This window comes from Acinetobacter sp. V104_13, assembly GCF_031798995.1.
GTDB lineage: Bacteria > Pseudomonadota > Gammaproteobacteria > Pseudomonadales > Moraxellaceae > Acinetobacter > Acinetobacter pittii.
In genome coordinates, this window is sequence record NZ_JAVQNP010000027.1 from 1046704 (window position 1) to 1066727 (window position 20024).

The following is a 20024-nucleotide window of genomic DNA, read 5'->3' on the forward strand; positions in this document are numbered from 1 at the left end:
TAACCGTCACCTCACTCCTATCCAATTAGTCCAAGGTGAAATGAATGACTTAATGAATATTTGTTCGAATTGAACCAGTCACACTCACATCACCCAGCTTTGTACCCTTCAATTGGATATAAGAACCATCTTTAGAGATCAATACATTTTTACAATCACTTAAGGTACAAGAATAGCCATTTATCTGAATATTCACAGGATTTTGTCCTTGAACAGTGATATAACCATGCCCAGTAGTAGATGTAATAAAGTAAGTTATTTCTTTATTAGAGAGTTCATAAGCATAAACCTCGTTTGTATCAATTTTTCCTACATTTGAGATATCAATTTTGGCGTAACTATTGATTAAAGTAATATTTCCTGAGGCTATTTTAGAGTTAGATCCAGTTTTTGAATTAAAGTAAACGTTATTAAATTCTACATTTACTCGATCGTTATCTAGTTTTTTTAATGTCCCCATAGCCGCCGCACTAGAGAGAATCTCTTCTCCTGTATAATAAGAGTTAACCAACCCTGATGATTTACCTGTAAGCAAATATAAGCTCTCACCATTCGTAAATTGAACAACAAGCTGAGTATCCCTCATATAGGCTCGAAGAATATCCATTTTCTTACCATTAACAGTAATTTCACCATTATGGGTCTTTTCAAAATCTGTAAATACTAAAGGTTTACTGCTAATACTCCCTTTTACCGTACCATTCAATGTAACTAAATACGTTATCTTTTCATTAGTCGAAGAGGAATCTGTATAATATGAATCTTCAAATTTTTTATTATTAAATAATAGTGTTGAATCACCAGTACGGTCATCATAAATCATACTAATTCCTTCACAACCTTCAGGAGTCCACTTATCATTCCTACAAGTTAAAGAAGATTTCTCCGTATCAATTCTTGCATTTATTACTTTGCCAGAAAGCTTATCGTACTCCACCCTAATAAATTGATTTTTATCTAATTTATAGTAAAATGAAAGCCCTGAATTTCCATAAGTTCTTACACTATAACTAGGTTCAATCACACTGTTACTAGATCCATTACTTGGAACAAGCTGGGTTGATATGCCATTATTTTTTTCATTAATTATAGTGAGATTTTGCTCAAAAGTTGTAGTGTAATTAATCAAAGGAGTAGATGATAAAGTCGGGATTTCATTAGGATTTGATTTTGAAGATGTAGAAGAACCGTCCGTGGAACTTCCTCCACCACCCCCACCACATGCAACTAAAGTTAATGTAGAAACGAGAAAAACACTTAATGATAATTGCTTAATAGCGAACACTTCATACCACCTATAACAAATTTTATTTTATATAATAAATTCAATAAATTAAGAAATTATTACTGTTTCTATAATATTATCAATTTATGTCTTGATATATTGCCTTGCGATTTTAAACAATTTTTTTCATAGGACAAGATAGCCTATTGAATTAACTTTATTATTTTAATTAAAATAAATTTATCACCCTAATATATAGTTCTCTTTTCTAATAGAAAATCCCCCAACCCTTTTAAGACTGGAGGATTTAAAACAACGGAGTGATGGTTTTTATTTAACTTTTGTGTTTGGTAAAAATGCAGTTGCAAATCCAAGTAATGGCAAGAATGAACATAAACCAAATACCCATTCAATGCCGTTAATATCAGCTAAATGTCCTAACCCAGCTGCGGCAATACCACTTACCCCAAACATGAGACCAAACATTAAACCTGCAATCATACCCACACGGCCCGGAACAGCTTCTTGTGCGTAAACCACCATTGCAGCAAAAGCAGATGACAACACCAAACCTGCAATAATTGAGAAAACTGTTGTCCAAAATAAGTTTGCATACGGCATCATTAATGCAAACGGCGCCATACCAACAAATGAAACCCAGATCACCGCTTTACGGCCAATTTTGTCACCAATTGGGCCACCTGCAAATGTACCTAAAGCAACGGCTGCCAAGAAGGCAAACAAATGCAATTGAGCTGTTTGAATACTGATATGGAACTTTTGAATTAAGTAAAAAGTAAAGTAGTTACTAATGCTGGCAATGTAGGTGAATTTGGCAAACATCAATACACTAATTGTGCTCAAAGCAATAATGAGCTTACGACCATGCAATTTAGTATGTGCTTGAGTTGCACGTGCAGCTACCTGATTTTTAGCATGGCTCACAGTCCAACGGCTTACACCAAATAAAACCCAAATCGCCAAAAGTGCAAATATCACTAAGCCGGCAACTGCATGCTGTCCAAATGGGACAATGAGTAAAGCTGCTAATAATGGACCAATGGCAGTACCTGTGTTTCCGCCTACTTGGAAAGTCGACTGAGCCGTACCAAAGCGCCCGCCCGATGCCATTCGCGCCACCCGTGAAGCCTCTGGATGAAAGGTTGCAGACCCAACCCCAATCAGTGCAGATGCACATAACAACACAGCAAAACTTGGTGAAAATGCTAACAAGATAATGCCGCAGAATGTGACGACCATTCCGAGTGGGAGAAGATACGGTTTTGGATGTTTATCGGTATAAAGTCCAATCCAAGGCTGTAGCAGTGAACCTGTAATTTGATATACAAACGAGATTAGGCCGACTTGGGCAAAACTCAGTGAAAAGTTTGCCTTTAGCATTGGATAGATAGCTGGTAGCACCGCCTGAATTAAATCATTTAGTAAATGTGCGACTGCCACGGCGCCTACAATTTTAATAATCATTCCTTGAGACTGATCATTTGCAACGGTATCGGCAATACCATCTTTCAATTGTATTGAAGACGTCATACCTGAAAAACTCCAATATTTTTAAATGAGATGCTTATTGTAAATTGTCGCTTATAAAGTTATCTTCCAATAATCATTGTATAAGTGACAATTTTTAGGATAGTTTATGTCCGATTCTCTTATTCAGTCTGATTTATCTGAACTGGTGATTGGGCTATCTTCCGAGCATTCTTACCGAGAAATCACTCCTACCCATACGCATACACGTGCGCAGTTTTTATATGCGTCCACTGGCAACATTCAAGTTTTTACGCCTAATCATGTGTGGATTGTGCCACCCATGTGTGCATTATGGATTCCAGCACATGTAGAGCACAGCGTGATTTCACTGAGTCACGTTAAGTTAAATACGGCATTGGTTGAAGTAAATGCAGCAGCTTTAATGGGACAACATTGCTTTATTATTCGAGTCAGTAACCTGTTACATGAACTTTTGATTCGTTTAAATGAAATTGAACGAGAAGACACGCCAAATACGGCGACGTCTCAAGAGCTTTCCCGTTCTTTACAAATTTTGATTTTTGAAGAAATTCATCGGGCCAATTTGTTGCCTATCCAGATTCCTTGGCCGAAAGACAAGCGACTATTAAAAATTTGCCAAGAGTTATTACATACTCCTGACCATTCAAAAGACTTAACAGATTGGGCTGATGAGATTGGTGCGAGTTCTAGAACCCTAATGCGTATGTTCCAAAAAGAAACTGGACTGTCTTATCGAGCATGGGTCCAGCAAATGCATATTGCACTTGCCTTAAGTAAAATTGCGAATGGTGAATCTATTGCTCGAATTTCTGAATCACTGGGGTATACAAACCCCAGCGCGTTCAGTGCAATGTTTAAGCGACATCTAGGAAAAACACCTCAACAATTTAGAAGTGCCGCGATGTCGCTATAAGTCTTTTTTTTTGCAGGTAGGTCATGCTTTTCGAGCAAATCATCGAAATCATGATAGACATGCAGTTCTCGATCTTTACCAGTTCTGGCATGATCTAAGCGCTGTTCAGGGTCGACTAAAACAAGAGTATGGCCATCATCAATCAGACGATCTACGCCTTCTAAAAACATACGTTTACCCACATCGTGGATAAGTGAAATCTGGGTTAAATCAATAACGATCGTGCTTTGGTCAGTTGTCTCGTCTTGTAAAATACGCAACAACATTTCAGCTTCGGTAAATTTCAATACACCCCGAAGCACATACACACTTAACGATGCATCTTTTCCTGTACGGTAATGACTTTGTACAATGGTCTGGGCAGAAGGTGTACCTTCCATGAGATGTAATCCCATGTCACGAGATAATCGTTCTAAAATATCGATACCTCGAACACTATGACCATGCTCATCTAGTCGAGGTGAAAAAGCAGCGATACTGACCTGCCCCGGTAGCACACCCAAGATACCGCCTGCTACACCGCTTTTAGCCGGAATACCTACAGTTGAAAGCCAGTCACCCGCTGCATCGTACATACCACAGCTCATCATGACACTGAGCACTTGTCTAACCACAGATCGATTCAATAGGCGTTTTCCAGTTCTAGGATCGACTCCGCCATTGGCAAGTACACTGCCCATACGTACCAAGTCTTTAACTGTAACCATGATCGCACATTGACGAATGTAACCATTCACAATATCAACAGGGTCAGTTTCTAAAATTCCCACTGTTCGCAACATATAACCGATCGAAAGATTACGGTAGGCTGTTTTGACTTCCGAATCATAAACAGACTCATCAAAACTTAATTCACGACCAGCAAGCTCGCTCATAAAACGGCGTAGAATTTCTGCGCTATGTAAACCATGCTTGACCTGAATCAAGGAATGTACAGTAATTGCGCCAGAGTTGATCATCGGATTTTTTGGACGACCATCTTTACCCAATGAAATTTCATTGAAGGCTTCACCAGAAGGCTCTACCCCTACTTTCGCAAGTACTGCATCAATGCCAAGCTGTTGTAAAACATAGGCATATACAAAAGGTTTAGAAATTGATTGTATGGTGAATTCAACATCATCATCGCCGACCGAATAAATTTCACCATCTACCGTAGACATTGCTAAAGCTAATCGATTTGGGTTTGCATTTGCCAACTCAGGAATATAATCGGCGAGATGACCGCTGTTATCGATGTCACAGGCTTCTATAACATTTGCCAAATAATCTGGGAGAGGGGTTTGCATGGTCAGTAACCTTAAATGAGGAGATTTACAACATCGCGTAAAATTTCAGCACAACCTGCTGATAATATTAAAATTATATCTTTTGTAATGATTTAAATATCACGCTATAAGTATTGTAATTCCGATGACTTATCCTTTTCAAGCTCATTATAGGTTTTTCAAAACTTTAAACTGAAGATTAGCTTATTCTTTCTACAAACAATATCCCATTTAAATGATCGACCTCATGTTGAACAATACGAGCAGGAAAACCATGAAAAATTGTTTCCACCGTCTCGCCCTGAAGTGTTAAATATTTCACCTTAACCATTTCTGCGCGTTCAACTTGTCCACGTTCGTCTGGCACACTTAAGCAGCCTTCTTCGCCTAAACAAACTTCATCTGAGAACTCTAAAATTTCAGGATTCACCATGACCACTGCTTCCATTTCAGGTGCATCGGGATAGCGTGGGTTTGGTCGAGATGCCACAATAATGACGCGTTTAGAGATATAAACTTGCGGTGCAGCAATCCCTACTCCATTACGTTCGAGCATTGTCGCATGCATAGCGTCAGCAAGCTGATAAAGCCAATTACTGTTTAACTCATTTGCCGAGACGGGAGCAGCAATTAGTTTTAAAATATCTTCGCCACGCTTCGCGACAGGTAAAACTACACTCATCCTTTGACTCTCTCATTAAACTGGCTATAACAAGTTTTATTGTGTCGCTGAACAAGCCAAAAGAAAAGTCATTCCTACATCTGTTTTTGTTTCATCTAAAGCGTTTTTTGTTTTAAAGCTTTTTGTTCTGAGTAAGTCCAATCGACGTTGCTATATAGAACAAATTTCCTCCATTTACTTTTACTTCACTTTTCCATTAATATCCAAACTTCAATTACAACAATTAAGTAAAAAATGGATCAGGAATTAACTTTGCAGGATGCGAACTATCTTAATAAAGAAGATAAACGAACCCTCGCCCTTTCTTCATTGGGTGGAGCTTTAGAGTTTTATGATTTTGTGATTTATGTGTTCTACGCCAAAATCATTTCCGACCTCTTTTTCCCCAGCACACTTAGTCCGTTTTGGGCCATGCTCAACACTTACGGTATTTTTGCAGCAGGTTACTTTTTCAGACCTTTGGGCGGGGTTGTTATGGCCCATTTTGGTGATTTGGTCGGGCGTAAAAAACTATTTTCGCTTTCTATTTTACTCATGGCGCTGCCTACCCTGTTTATCGGGATTTTGCCCACTTTTGAAAATATCGGATATTTGGCACCGCTACTTTTGTTACTTATGCGTGTGGTACAAGGGATTGCGATTGGGGGTGAAATTCCAGCTGCATGGACCTTTGTATCTGAACACGTGCCTGAAAGAAAAATCGGACTGGCCAATGGTTTACTCACCGCTGGGCTGTCTTTAGGAATTTTACTAGGTGCACTGATGTCTTTATGGATTTCACTTAATTTTAGTGAAGGACAAATCCATGACTGGGCATGGCGTATTCCTTTCATTGTGGGTGGTATTTTTGGACTCGTTGCACTTTATTTAAGAACGTATTTGAAAGAAACCCCTGTGTTTAAAGCCATGCAGGCACGTAAAGAAATTTCTAAAGAAATGCCAGTGAAGCAAGTCTTAAAAACGCATAAAACAGCCGTTGCGATTGGCATGTTATTTACGTGGTTTTTAACAGGTTGTGTGGTGGTGGTGATTTTAGCCATGCCAAATTTATTAACTGGTACGTTTGGCTTTGAGCGTGCTCAAACTTTTGAAATGCAAAGTGCAGCCATTGTTATGCAAATGGTCGGCTGTATTTTGGCAGGCTATTTTGCTGACCGTTTTGGCTGTGGCAAAGTCATGATGGTCGGTGCACTTGCTGTGGCACTTACAGCGGCAGTTTTTTATAACAGTTTGGAGCACGCGGCACATTCAACCATTTTTGGTTTATATATGTTGTTGGGTTTATGCTCTGGTACTGTCGGCATGGTGTCGAGCAGTATGGTCAAAATGTTCCCCGCGCCTGTTCGCTTCTCGGGCATTTCATTTTCTTATAATTTATCGTATGCAATTGTTGGTGGTATGACGCTGCCTTTAGTGCATTGGCTCAGTCAATATAGTGATATTGGTGCGATGTATTATATTTTCGCGCTAACCATTTTGGCCTTTGTAACTGCCTTTGTGTTTTGGAATAAGTTTGAAAAAAACAGGTATTAAAAATTTTCACTTATTAAATAAAAAAACCACGCCGATTGCGTGGTTTTTTAATGCTGCTTATTTTAGAAAGTAAACCCGATATTAAAGTTAATACGATATAGCCATTTATCACTATTTGGTGAAGTTGCAGAGGTATACCCTGTTGAGTTGGTTGCCCCACCAATAATGTTAGAGTTTTTACCCCAGGTATAATCTGCCCAAACCATAAATGGTGAAGCAATAAACATCATCCCTGTAGTGTTCATTTGCGAGTCTGACCAATCATCACGTTTTTTATCGAGATAACTATAGTCATTATAAAACTTAATGGCTTTTAGCTTGCCCATATTGGTCACAGGCAACGTATAGGCAAGGTTTAAACTGGCAATCGTACCTTCCGAAGCAATGAAATAAGCAGGTGTAAGGCCATTCGCTCCCATCAAAGTCATATCACTGTTTACACCATCCGGATTTTTAGCATCGTACTGATAATGAATGACCGAACTTTGTAAGTTAAAGCGCTTATAGTTATTTTCAGTATGCAAACCGACTGCATAATATTTGCCGTCTTTGTCAGTAATGTCATTATGCAACTGGGCAATTGCACCCGACACGCCAAACTCTTGCTTACCGAAATCAGTTTCTAACTTGCGAACAATGCGGGTATTCACCTGATTGCGCTTTTCATTTTGATAAGCTTTTTGAGATGGAAATGCATTTCCTGCCAAGTCATCATAAGTTGCACTTTCAGGGGAATAACGCAGGTTCGTCTCTAGCATTTGAGGATAATAACCGAGTTTTACATCCCAATCTTTGTTGTGATAATTCCAGTTGATCCCCGGTGCAATGTTATTGCCATAACCTAAAAAGAATGGAATGTGATAGGTCCAGCCATTTTGCGGATAAGGATAAATCGTAAAAGGTTTATAAACTAGACCTGCTTCAATGCTGTTATTGGCATCTAAGTTATAGCCAACATATGCTTTTTCAATGGACGTTTTCTGTTGGTCTTGAACCATATAGCTGGCATTGATATAGGCATCATCAAATTTACCTTTGAGATCAACCCTGAAAATATCAAAATGGAGCTTACCAAAACCACGGTTTGGCCCTTCCCAATCTTCATAGCGTTGATTTAACCGAACCACCCCACCTAACTTTAATGAGTCGGTGCCGTCATCACTTTTCCATTCAAGCAATGAGTCTTTTGCAAATGCATTGACGCTTACCCCCAGCGTAAGCGGTGCAATGAATGCCATGATCAATGAAGTCTTTTTCATCTCTACATCCTTGATTGAGTTCCAGCGTCCTGCTGGAACTTTATTTGTTTTACCTGTAAAACTTCGTTTTTATTGTTTTTTAGACAAAAAAATTTATCTAAAAAAAGGATGGCTTAGCAGCTCCCATCGCATATGTACTAAACCATCCAAACTGGTTAATACAGTTTCTTTTGCGGTGGACCCGCGAAGTTTAATGGTCCAATCGAGTTCATATCGAGCTCAATCACGGTTGGCCCTTCAAAAGCAACAGCCTCTTGAATAACCGTTTTAAACTCATCTGCACTACCGACTTTCCAGCTTTTCACACCCATTGATTCGCCAAGGAGTTTGTAGTCAGGTGTATGCAATTCATTGAAATACTGACGACCACCAAAGTAGTTATTTTGAATGCCACGCATTACGCCATAACCACCGTCATTCATAATCATTAAGACCATGTTGGTGTTTTCTTGCACCATAGTTGCAATTTCACCAATACCCAGCATTAAGCCGCCATCACCGACTAAACCAATTACTTTTTTATCAGGGTTAGCAACTGAAGCACCGATTGCTGTTGCAAGGCCTAAACCAATTGCACCCGCGAGTGAGTGGATGTTTTGGTTTGGTGCTTGTACTGGGAATAAACGACTGCCCCATGTACTACCCGACATGGTGATGTCACGTACAAAAATACCGTCTTGAGGTAAAGCTGCACGCAAGTGATCACAAATTAATGCGTACTGATCGATTTGTTTACGCAGTGCATCAATTGCAGCCTGTTTAGCAGCCACAACAGCAGCATCGTAATCGGCATCGATTTTTGAAGTCCCTTGAAGTTGCTCTAACACACGTGTTAAGACATCTTTGGCATCGCCACAAATGAAGTTTCGAATTTTGTAATTACGTTGCTGAGCCACTGGGTTGGCATCTACCTGAATAATGTTTTCAGGGAACTCAACCGAATAAGTTTTAGTTTCATTACTACGTAAGCGAGAACCCACTACAACCATCAAGTCGGCATCTTTTAATAACTGCTCAACACCTGCAGAGTTATGAAAAGCACCTAAACTACGTGGATGATCATCTGCCAACACCCCACGACCATGTGTAGATGACACAACAGGAATACCTAAATCTGCAATTGCTTTAACTTCGGCAACGCTATTTAAAGTTCCACCGCCAATCCAGAAAATTGGACGTTTTGCTTTTTTGATTTCGCTTACAAGAAGATCAATTTCTGCTTGCTCTGCCTGTGGTAACTCAAGTGCTTTGACTGGTCCTAAGTTAAGTGGCAAATCAATTTCTGCTGCCTGCACATCAATCGGCAGCTCAACACTAACCGGACCCATTGGAACTGTGGTTGCTACACGAATTGCTTCACGAATCACACCAACAGCATTGTCTGGGCTGGTAATACGGAACGCCGCTTTACTTGATGCGCGCAAGAATGTAAGTTGGTCTTTAGTTTCATGGATGAAGCTTGCATCACGGTCGAGATATTCACGCTCAACTTGACCTGTTAAATGCAATACAGGGCTACCCGCATTCATTGCTTCAATGAGTGAACCCACCGCATTACCTGCCCCAGCACCTGTACTGGTCAACGCTACACCTAGGCCTTTAAAGCGTGAGTGTGCATCTGCCATGGTGACTGCACCCGCTTCACCACGGGCTGCGACAAAGCGCATTTTTTCACGGCGCCCTACTGCATCAGCAATAGGTAAATTGTGGATAGAAATAACACCATAAATACTCTCAACTTGGTGCGCTTCTAAAACTCTTGCGATTGCTTCGCCTACATTTACACGTTCAGTCATGTCTGTTCCTCAAAATTTATTTTCAGTCCTTGAATTTATTAATCGCACCAAGGGTTCGGCTGTTCATTCAGCCCCATATAAATACTCTTTTGTTGCATGTACGATAAAATGCCCAACCGGCCTTTTTCGCGTCCGATTCCACTGTCTTTAAAGCCACCAAAAGGCGCACTAATCGAGAATTTTTTATAGGTATTAATCCATACCGTTCCAACTTCTAATGCACGTGCAATACGCCAAGCTTTACGATAGCTTTCAGTCCAGATGCCTGCGGCAAGACCAAAACAACTGTCATTGGCTTGGGCAATTAAATCTTGCTCGTTGTCATATTTCATAACCACTAAAACAGGGCCAAAAATTTCTTCCTGACAGGTTTGAGCACTGTTATTTAAGCCCGTAATAATCGTTGGTAAGTAATAGCTTCCTTTGGCATAGTCACCAGTAGTAAGTGCCTCACCACCAATCAGAACTTGACCACCTTCGCTTTTAGCAAGCTGCACATAGCGGTCGACGGACTGCAAATGTTTGTCATTGACCAATGGCCCTAAATGCACACCCCCCTGTTCTGGATGGCCCACACGTAAGCCTTTGGTGATTTCAACCAAACGCGTTAAAAACTGATCGTAAAGACTGCTATGAATAAACAAGCGAGAACCTGCGATACACGCTTGGCCTGCCGAGCTAAAAATACCGTACGCCACACCTTTAGCCGCCAGTTCGACATCTGCATCTGGCAAAACGATGGTTGGTGACTTACCACCTAACTCAAGCGAAGTGGTAATCAGTTTATCTGCGGCAATGTGTGCCAGATGACGACCCGTAGTTGTTCCACCTGTAAAAGAAATTTTACGAACCAATGGGTGCTGAGCAATTGCATCACCAATCACAGAACCGCGCCCCACTAACACACTGAGTAAGCCTTTTGGTAAACCAGCCTCTTCAAAAATTTTAGCAAGCTCTAAAGCAATCAGTGAAGTTGCTTCTGCTGGTTTTAACACCACGGCATTTCCTGCTGCCAAAGCTGGAGCAAGTTTTTGAACCTCACTCGCAATTGGAGAGTTCCAAGGGGTAATGGCTGCTACAACTCCTACAGGTTCATGCACGCTCATGGTCATAAAGTCTGGAGCACGTTGAGTGGTGAGCTCATCGTTCAACGTTTCACATGCCGCAGCAACATAACGTGCAGTTGCCGCCGCGCTCATCACCAAGCCACGAGTTTCGGTTAAAGGCTTACCATTATCACGTGTTTGTAATTTTGCTAATTCATCTACACGCGCTTCAATAATATCTGCAACTTTATAGAGAATACGTGCGCGCTCATGCGGCAAGCTGTTTCTCCAATTTGGTTGACGCCAAGCCTGATCTGCTTTTTCAATTGCTTCATTTACATCTTCAAGCGTTGCTGTTGAAAGCTCTGCATTCACCGACTGATCTGCCGGAAACAGGCTTTGAATGACTGCACCACGGCCTAATCGCCATTCACCTGCAATATAAATTTCCTTTGCCATGATCAAATCCTTCTTAAATCTGTATTGCTTCTACACTGTTGCGACAAGCACGAATCACGCTAAGCGCAGCCAAAGTTGATGTTTTTGGGTTACTTGGTAATGGCACGCCCACCAGTTCAATAGTCATTTGCCCAAAGCCACCTTCTGCCACAATGGTGTGTTTGTTTTTGTTGATGGTTGGATCAACAGTTAACTCAACCATGGTTTCATCCATACCAAGTCCTGCAAGTGCAATAGTTGCTGCAACATTGGCATTGGCTGGAAATTTGGTCGCAGCTTCACGGGCAGTTCCAGTGAAAAAGACAGTAGGTTCAGCAACATGGTCTAAATCGACCAATTGCTCTGCATAACTGCCCTTCCAGCTTTTTGGACTTTTGCAGCCTTTGTAAGTGACTTTTTGCAAACCACCTTCTTTAGCCGCAGAAATACCGTCAATGCCTGCGATAGCCCCTGCCAGTAAATGCAGATGGGCATCATTTTTTTCGGCAGTTTGCTTAAGCTGAACCAAAAATTCGCTATCAGCCAACGTACCCACCGAGATCAGACCAATAGTCCAGCCTTTCGCTAAAACTTTTTGAGCATGCTCTTTCACTGCTGCTTGACCTGCCACCTCAATGACATAGTCTGGCGTACCATCACACTGCTCAATATCTGAAATCACCTGAATCTCGGAAGAGACTTGTGACTGCACTTTTTCAATGCTGCGAGATGGCACGACAATCCATTTGAGTTGCAGATCTTGAGGCAAGTGGGCATACACTTCTGCTGCCATTGCGCCAAAACCAATCATCATCAACTTTTTCATGACAGCACCTGATATTTATAAATGTTTGTTAAAACCACCCGAGACATCTATTGCCGAACCTGTGGTGTAAGATGCCAATGGTGATGCCAAGAAAACTAAAGCACGTGCAGGCTCTTCTGGACGGCCTAAGCGCTGCATAGGAATGCCACGATTTTTTGCGATATTGCCTGTCCACTCTTCCCATGACAGATTTAAATCTGAACGGGTTTCATAACGGCGTTTCCACTGCGCAGATTCGACCATTCCAAGTAAAATCGAGTTCACACGAACGCCATATTGAGTAAACTCATGCGCTAATGAATGGGTTAAATTCAACAGTGCAGCGCGTGCAGATGAAGTCGCAATCATGTGCGGTTCTGGTTGCAATGCCAGTAACGAGTTCACATTGGTAATTGAGGCATTTGCCGACTGTTTTAAGTCGTCGAGAAAAGCCCGTACCGGATGTAAAACACTGAAATATTTCAGCTCAATTTCTTTCATCCAGTCTTCATCTTGTGTGTTTTCAAAATTTGAAACACGGCCTTGCCCAGCATTGTTAATGAGCATGTCCACATTGCCCAAATTGAGTTTGACGTCTTTGGCAAATTGCTGAACTTCTTCTTTTTTCAACACATTACATGCTTTGGTAAAAATACTGGCATGTGGAAATTTTTCTAAAATATAGTGCTTAGAAGCATTTAAACGTTCTTCATCGCGACCACACCAAGCAACTTTTGCCCCCTCTGCAACCAGTATTTCAACAGCAGCCAGCCCAATCCCAGATGAGCCACCGGTAACAACTGCAACTTTTCCTTCAACTTGGAAGCTCATAATCCTTAATCTCTCTTACGATTGTTCCTGAATCGTCAACATAATTTGGTTAAATGCTTGCGGTTGGTCGACATAACTTAAATGTCCTGCATCTTCTATGACGAAGCGCTGTTCCAACTGCAATTCCTGAGCAAGCTCTTGTATACCTAACGCAGGAGTGATTTGATCTTGCTGCCCTGCAATGACTGTGCATGGGACTTTTAAATGGGTTAAATAATTACGTATTTCGTCATATGCCAGTAAGTACGATGCATGGGTGAAACCTTGTAGGGTCAATTGCTGCATCACCTCTGAAACTAAAGCTAAGGCCTGTGGCTCTTGTTTATAAATCAAATGAGGTCCACGGCTTTGGGCCATTCCTTTAGCACCGAGTTCTTTCAACATTTTTGGTCTTTTTTCAAAAACCTGAATCTGTGTCTGTTCATCGTGGCGTTGGTAACCTTGAGCTAAGTTAGCAACAACCAAGTGTTCCACTCGCTCTGGGTACAGTGCAGCAAATGCACTCGCCTGTAAGGCACCTAATGAGTGTCCGACCACAATCGCTTTTTCAATTTTTAAAGCATTGAACAACCCTGCCAAACGCTTTGCGTAGTCAGTAGCATTGGGCTGATCAGTTAAAAGTTCATCTGATTTGCCATAGCCCGGTGCGTCCCAGGCAATGACATGAAAATGATGAGACAGCACTTCAAGTTGGTTTACCCATGAAGCAGAACCTGAACTAATGCCGTGCAATAGCACAAGGTACTCGCCCTGACCGGCTTCCCGATAGGCTTGCTGCTGGCCTTGAACATTGACCGTTTTCACCGGAAATTCTGCTAACTTTTCAATGAGTGTCATCATTTTCAATTCTTTCCTTTCATTCACTTCATCAAACAATTAACGTTTGATTTGAGACAATGGATGCTCTGGTGGATAGTTCGGAATGGTTGGTTTACCTGTTCCCAACATCACACACATCAAGGCATCTTCTTGTCCTGGGTTAAACAAACCACGGTAAATACCCGGTGGAATTGAAATCAGGTCACGCTCTTTTAAACGGGTCTCAAATTTTTCGCCGTTGTGCTCAATGAACAAATCAATTTCGCCGCGGAGCATAAAGAAAACTTCTTCAACATCATGGTGAATGTGCAAAGGGCCTTCACACTGTGGTGGCAGAACCATGGTTGAAAACGTGAAGTTTTCTGCTGGTACAGTGTTACCGTCATTTGCAACACCTGTTGCACCCGTACCCATGTAACGCATTTGTGCACGGCGATATTTCGGGTCGTAATCTGCTTGAAACTTCAAAGCATCGAAGTCGTATTTACGTGTCTCAAAGCGAGCAATACGTGTGTTTAACCAATCTTCTAAAGAAGCACCCTCTGGTTGTGCCCACGATTCGAATTGTTGTGTAGTCATTTTTTAAACTCCTATACAGTGAATTAATAACGTTTTAAAAGAGGAACCAAGAACAACGACCCAATGACAGCGACAGCAGCCAAGAAGGTAATTCCTAAATTAAAACTATGTGTTTGCATCACGATGTAACCGATAAGAACAGGCGCAATTGCACTTGCAAAATTACCTAAACCGTTAAATATTCCACCCGCAGTCGCACCTACATTTGAGGTCGTCACTCTTGCAAGCAGAGCAAATACAGCTGCTACTCCAAAACCCCACGCCATAGCACTTAAAGACATGGCAGCAATAATCAATAGTGGCTCAGTCATAATGACCATCACATACATGAAGATGCCCGCGAGTAGTAAACCGCTAAATACTTGAATTGCACGGCGGCCTAACTTGTCAGATAAAAACGCACCGATAATTTCGCCAATTAACATGGCAATGAACGGAAAGCTTGAATACATCCCAAACTCTTTGAGATTGAATCCTTTGTCTTGCATTAAGTAAGAAGGAACCCAGCTGTTTAAACCCCACAAATACGTCATCAACGCAATGTTAAAGAGACAAACCAACCAGAATGCGCTGTTGCTGAGCAGCAATTTAGTATTGGTAATGTGACCTTTGAAATTAGTGCGTTTACTCTCGCCCTCAATTTCGACAGTTTTCTTAAGCTGCAAGTTACGCAGACCAAAAACAATGCTAAAAATCGCAATCAGGGTTAGCGCAGCCATCACAAAAAAAGTGGTGTGCCAGTCGTGGTGAGCTAAAACATTTGCAGTGATCGGGAATCCAAGGAATGCACCTATTGGCGTTCCAAGTAAGAACATAGTAGAAGCACGTGCCTGCTGACGGTCCGTATAAGTCTGCTTAACAATGGTATATGCCAAGGCAAATAATGGGCCTTCTGCTAAACCAAGCAGTACACGTAAAATCAACATGCCTGAATAACTGGTGGTGAACCCCATGCAAAACATGAGTACGCCCCACGATGTTACGCTCCAGAACAGCATTTTCTTTGGGTTAAAAATGTCACCCAAAAAGCTTAGAAAGACTGATGAAAAACCATAAGCAAGTAAGAAACTTGTCATGAGCCATCCGAGCTTGGCCTTATCTTCAGCAATTCCCATTGCACTTTGAAAATGAGGATCTGAAAATAAAACCGCAATACTAATCTTGTCGAAAAATGCCAGTACCACACACACCATAAGGACAAAAGCAGGTACCCAATGCTTCAATCCACTTTTTTCTTCATTACTCATGTGTCATTCCTTCGATTTGGTAATGAGAACCAGATTTAATGTTTACGGTTTTAACTTCATGACATTAAATTCAGCATCTGCTAATAGTTTTGGATCTAAAACGGTGTTGGCTTGCATCCAACGTTTTGCCAGTTTGACCAGTTTAGAATCATTAATGGCAATCATGTTGAGCAAACGATTTTCATGGTCCAGATATAAATAGCTCACCTGATCTTCCCCGCCTTGGCGAATGACCACTTCCTTCGTTTTTTCAGGCTGATAAGTACCTAAAATCTGGATATTAAAGTGATATTGATCTGACCAAAGCCATGGAATATCGCTATATTCAGTTTCAATTCCGAGCATCGACTTTGCTGCTGCAATCGCCTGATTTTGTGCATTTGCCCAAGACTGAATGCAATAACCCAAGCCCGGATGAATCGCGACATCACCTGCGGCATAAATGTTTTGATCTGAAGTTTGCCCAAAACAATTCACCACAATGCCATCTTTCACATCGAGACCAGCATGTACACCTAACTCTTTGGCAATCTCAGCGCCTGCACCTACCACCACACAGTCAAATAACTGACTATTTTGAGGATGGTTCACCACTTCAACTTTTTGATTTGGCGCTTCAACCAAATGAAGGCTCTTGCTGTCTAAATGAATTTTTGTACCTTGGGCTTCATGCATATTTTTTAAAAATACAGAAACTTCCGGACTCACGCTTCTTGCACATAAACGATCGCCATATTCAAAAATATGAACATCTTTACCTTGCTTACGTGCAGTTGCAGCAATTTCTAAACCAATCCAACCACCGCCAATCACAGCGACATTTTTTGCATTCTTTAAAATTTCAGCCAAACGTTCACAGTCATGCACATTGCGTAAAGTCACAACATTAGGAATGAACTGCCATGTATTAACGGGTACACGGGCACGGCTTCCAGTTGCAATCAGCAATTTGTCATACGGCAAAATCTGACCACTTTCTAAATGAACCTGTTTTTGCTCACGATCGACTTTTGTTGCAATTTCTGGTTTATGCCATTGAACGTTGAACTCTTGAACCTGTTCAGGTGAGAACAGATTCAAACTTTCATACGTTGCTTCTTTTGAAAGTACTTGCTTAGACAGTGGCGGACGCTCATAAAACACTTGATCTTCATTTGAAACCACGTGAATTTCGCCCACATACCCATTTTGACGCAAGGTACTTACTGCCCAACCCGCTGCCTGTCCGGCACCTACAATTACGATCTTTTCCATAGCCATCTTCCTTGTAAAGCAATACCTGTTAAACAGGCTTCACCTGACGGCGGGTTGTGTCATCAAGACCACCTTCAATCGCCCATTCAGTGAAAAGCTCTAGACGATGTTCTTCTACACGTGGTTGCCATTCTTCTGTCAAATAATCATCGTTGGTGTAGTATTCAAATGCACCACCTAATGGTGAGTTGACGTACCAGAAATACGCAGAAGAAATTGGGTGACGTCCTGGTCCAATAAAGGTTGACCACTCCGAACGATTCATATTTAAACCGCCCCCAATCACTTCATGGATATCACGAACGACAAATGCAACGTGATTTAAGCCAGCAGGTTTATTTGGAACACTGAGCAAGAATAAATCATGGTGATAACCTTCACCGCGGCAACGTAAGAAAGCACCGCGATTTTTGTAAGCATCAGATAAATGAAAACCTACTTTTTCAATATAGAAGTTTTCAGTTGTTGCCAAATCCGGTGTGAAGAACACCACATGTCCAATCGCAACAGGTTGACCTTTTTCATAGACAGGACTTGCTGCATTAACACGTTGAATGTTGCCGTATTGGTTAATACCTTCCGTTTTAAGTTCAGGTACTTCTTTAACAAAACTTTGTTCAAAACGAATGGTCATGCCATTTGGGTCAAGACACTGAACTGTCGTTTCAGTACGTTTAAAACCCTCTACATCGGCTAAACGAGCTGCCAAGTCTTCAAGGTCTTGAGCACTTTCAACACCCCACGTAACTTCACGTAAAGTTGAACCTTGCTCAATAGCAACTGGCAAACGATCATCATCACAATTAAATAAATAAATCTTGCTACCATTTTGGGTTTGGTAAAGATCAGTGCCTTCAATATCCGAACTACTTTGGCTTAAACCAAAATCTGCCAAAAACTTGTTTGAAGCGGCTCTATCTTCAACTCCAAACTTTAAAATCTCGATCCCTGTAATCATTTGACTACTCCTTAGTTAAAGACAAAACCGCCATTGACCGGAATATTTTGACCTGTCACAAAAGAGGACAAATCCGACAGTAGATACAATGCTGTTCCATTTAAATCTTGTGGAAGTTGCTGACGTTGAATCGCTCTTCCATTGACATATAAATCGTGACGTTCTTGAGGCACATACTCGGTTGCTTCAACCAGAGTAAGGCCCGGTGACAATGTGTTAACGCAGATATTGGACTGCCCCAACTCTCTTGCCATTGAACGCGTCATGGCAACAATTGCACCTTTACTTGCAACATAAGCCATTAGATTCGGTGCGCCCCAAAGTGCTGTATCGGAAGCAACATTAATGATCTTGCCTGCAGCCGATTGCTTTAAATGGGGAACACATGCCTTACTGATGAGCCATGTGCCTTTCACATTAATATTCATGACCCGATCCCAAAGTTCAGGATCGTAATCAATCATATTTTTTCCACCGACATTGGTCGCCAGTGCCGCGCAATTCACAAGGCCATCTAGTCCCTGTAATACTTCAATGCTTTTTGCAACCGCATTTTCAATAGAGTCTGCATTGGCAAGGTCAACGGTGACAGCATGAACGTTTAGTCCTTGTTGTTGTAACGCTTGTGCTTCTTGTTGCACCAAGTCAGACAAAATATCTGCCATCACAACTTCAGCACCTGCCTCGGCAATCGCTTGAGCGAAATCTCTACCTAAACCACGCGCAGCACCAGTCACTAAAACTTTTTTACCTTGCAACAACGCTACATTAGCCATGAGCTTCTTCCTGCATCTCGATACGGTTTGATGCATTTAGTGCAGCAATTTTCTTTAATTGCTTCTCAGCTTCTTTTTTCATTAAACGGCGTAAACGTGCAAGACCCACATCGTGTTGATAGAGGAACTCTTTTTCACGCGCATTTGGCGCAAGATTTTCTAAAATAATGCGGTCTTGTTCCAATACATCCCAATGCAATTGTTCTAAATGATTGCGATATAAGAAGCGCCATACATTACGTTGCCAACCACCCACCTTACGGCAGCGCCAGAAAAATACGCGGGTATTGTTGGCATCAATTGGCGTTGCATAGCCGACAATCCAGAATTCGCCACCTGGGCCAAATTGTTTGCGGTATGGAATTGAAAGACGTAACCAGCTTGCACCTGTTGAACCATATTCAACCCAGTCGAAGTTCACACCTAATTGACCTTCTTTTTCAAAAACAAAGCCATTATCGGTCGTGCGGTGTTTCATCTCTGCAGTACGATCACCATCTGCCATCGAGTGCGATGTCGCATGTAAATAACTACCATGCATTGGATCCATCACGTTATCAATTGCATACTGATGGTTTACTTTCCAGTCTGCTTGGCAAAGGAATGCACTCCACTCTTCGCTTGCAAGTTGCTCTGGAAACTCAAGCGGCGCTGGTTGTTCATTTGCATCGATGCCAAACCAGATGAAGATTGCGCCATGTTGCTCAATTACTGGGTAGTTCTTTAAACATTTAGTTCCAGTCATTGGACATTCATGAACCGCTGGCACATCAGCAACTACACCATCAGCACGAACTTCAACACCGTGATACCAGCAAGCCACTCGGTCGCCTAAGTTCCAACCAAGGGAAAGACGAGCACCGCGGTGTGGACAGCGGTCTTCAAGTGCATGAACCTGACCTTCGGCATCACGCCAAACCACAATGTTTTCGCCTAAACGAGTAATTCCAACTGGATTAGCAGCGACTTCCCAACTTGCCAAAACCGGATGCCATTGGTCACGTAAACCAAGTTCTAAATATTCTTCAGCGTTTTGTGAAGTTGATACGATTGCGTTCATTT

General features: G+C 41.6%; 18 protein-coding genes. 2 read left to right on the forward strand and 16 right to left on the reverse strand.

Annotation, left to right across the window (positions count from 1 at the left end):
* Positions 1-49: 49 nt before the first annotated feature.
* Positions 50-1285, reverse strand: coding sequence for a hypothetical protein (locus RMB06_RS17715; RefSeq protein WP_199111804.1), 1236 nt, complete (start codon positions 1283-1285; stop codon positions 50-52).
* Positions 1286-1555: 270 nt separating this feature from the next.
* Complete coding sequence (locus RMB06_RS17720) at positions 1556-2776, reverse strand: MFS transporter (RefSeq protein ID WP_311080608.1); 1221 nt, start codon at positions 2774-2776, stop codon at positions 1556-1558.
* Between the two features lie 106 nt (positions 2777-2882).
* Between RMB06_RS17720 and RMB06_RS17725 the strand changes: the two genes are divergently transcribed.
* The gene (locus tag RMB06_RS17725; protein WP_311080610.1) at positions 2883-3671 is read left to right on the forward strand and encodes a helix-turn-helix transcriptional regulator; all 789 of its coding nucleotides are present in this window, start codon (positions 2883-2885) and stop codon (positions 3669-3671) included.
* Here the strand turns inward: RMB06_RS17725 and RMB06_RS17730 are convergent.
* Both RMB06_RS17730 and def read right to left on the reverse strand, forming a co-directional pair.
* Entirely contained in the window at positions 3638-4960 is a 1323-nt protein-coding gene (locus RMB06_RS17730) for a glutaminase (RefSeq protein WP_002060167.1), read from the reverse strand. The genes RMB06_RS17725 and RMB06_RS17730 overlap by 34 nt on opposite strands.
* 178 nt (positions 4961-5138) lie before the next feature.
* A complete protein-coding gene (gene def / locus RMB06_RS17735; protein WP_206218322.1) occupies positions 5139-5621 on the reverse strand; it encodes a peptide deformylase in 483 nt (160 codons plus the stop codon).
* A gap of 234 nt (positions 5622-5855) precedes the next feature.
* On the opposite strand from def, the gene RMB06_RS17740 reads away from it, so the two are divergent.
* Entirely contained in the window at positions 5856-7154 is a 1299-nt protein-coding gene (locus RMB06_RS17740) for an MFS transporter (RefSeq protein WP_311080612.1), read from the forward strand.
* 62 nt (positions 7155-7216) lie between these two features.
* Here RMB06_RS17740 and RMB06_RS17745 read toward each other — a convergent pair whose 3' ends face one another.
* From RMB06_RS17745 to RMB06_RS17800, 12 genes are all read right to left on the reverse strand, one after another.
* The gene (locus RMB06_RS17745; RefSeq protein ID WP_031962933.1) at positions 7217-8413 is read right to left on the reverse strand and encodes a hypothetical protein; all 1197 of its coding nucleotides are present in this window, start codon (positions 8411-8413) and stop codon (positions 7217-7219) included.
* Positions 8414-8568: 155 nt separating this feature from the next.
* Positions 8569-10209 (reverse strand): thiamine pyrophosphate-binding protein, encoded by a 1641-nt coding sequence (locus RMB06_RS17750; protein WP_311080613.1) that lies wholly within the window; start codon positions 10207-10209, stop codon positions 8569-8571.
* A gap of 38 nt (positions 10210-10247) precedes the next feature.
* Positions 10248-11714, reverse strand: coding sequence for an aldehyde dehydrogenase (locus RMB06_RS17755; protein WP_304397096.1), 1467 nt, complete (start codon positions 11712-11714; stop codon positions 10248-10250).
* Positions 11715-11727: 13 nt separating this feature from the next.
* Positions 11728-12519, reverse strand: a complete 792-nt coding sequence (locus RMB06_RS17760; RefSeq protein ID WP_057068466.1) for an aspartate dehydrogenase — start codon at positions 12517-12519, stop codon at positions 11728-11730.
* A gap of 15 nt (positions 12520-12534) precedes the next feature.
* On the reverse strand, positions 12535-13329 hold the full coding sequence (locus tag RMB06_RS17765; RefSeq protein ID WP_000009979.1) for an SDR family oxidoreductase: 795 nt from the start codon (positions 13327-13329) through the stop codon (positions 12535-12537).
* A gap of 15 nt (positions 13330-13344) precedes the next feature.
* Positions 13345-14169 carry an alpha/beta fold hydrolase gene (locus tag RMB06_RS17770; RefSeq protein ID WP_000988622.1) on the reverse strand — a complete coding sequence of 275 codons (825 nt, stop codon included), beginning with the start codon at positions 14167-14169 and terminating at the stop codon, positions 13345-13347.
* Between the two features lie 36 nt (positions 14170-14205).
* The gene (locus RMB06_RS17775) at positions 14206-14727 is read right to left on the reverse strand and encodes a cupin domain-containing protein (RefSeq protein WP_002117566.1); all 522 of its coding nucleotides are present in this window, start codon (positions 14725-14727) and stop codon (positions 14206-14208) included.
* Between the two features lie 23 nt (positions 14728-14750).
* Positions 14751-15974, reverse strand: a complete 1224-nt coding sequence (locus tag RMB06_RS17780; RefSeq protein WP_017399048.1) for an MFS transporter — start codon at positions 15972-15974, stop codon at positions 14751-14753.
* A gap of 42 nt (positions 15975-16016) precedes the next feature.
* The gene (locus RMB06_RS17785; protein ID WP_311080614.1) at positions 16017-17228 is read right to left on the reverse strand and encodes an FAD-dependent oxidoreductase; all 1212 of its coding nucleotides are present in this window, start codon (positions 17226-17228) and stop codon (positions 16017-16019) included.
* A gap of 28 nt (positions 17229-17256) precedes the next feature.
* Positions 17257-18186, reverse strand: coding sequence for a VOC family protein (locus RMB06_RS17790; RefSeq protein ID WP_130120979.1), 930 nt, complete (start codon positions 18184-18186; stop codon positions 17257-17259).
* Positions 18187-18197: 11 nt separating this feature from the next.
* The gene (locus RMB06_RS17795; RefSeq protein WP_068551207.1) at positions 18198-18962 is read right to left on the reverse strand and encodes an SDR family oxidoreductase; all 765 of its coding nucleotides are present in this window, start codon (positions 18960-18962) and stop codon (positions 18198-18200) included.
* Positions 18955-20022: an aromatic ring-hydroxylating dioxygenase subunit alpha gene (locus tag RMB06_RS17800; RefSeq protein WP_311080617.1), complete on the reverse strand. Its 1068-nt coding sequence runs from the start codon at positions 20020-20022 to the stop codon at positions 18955-18957. Before RMB06_RS17800 ends, RMB06_RS17795 begins: the two co-directional genes overlap by 8 nt.
* Between the last annotated feature and the right edge of the window lie 2 nt (positions 20023-20024).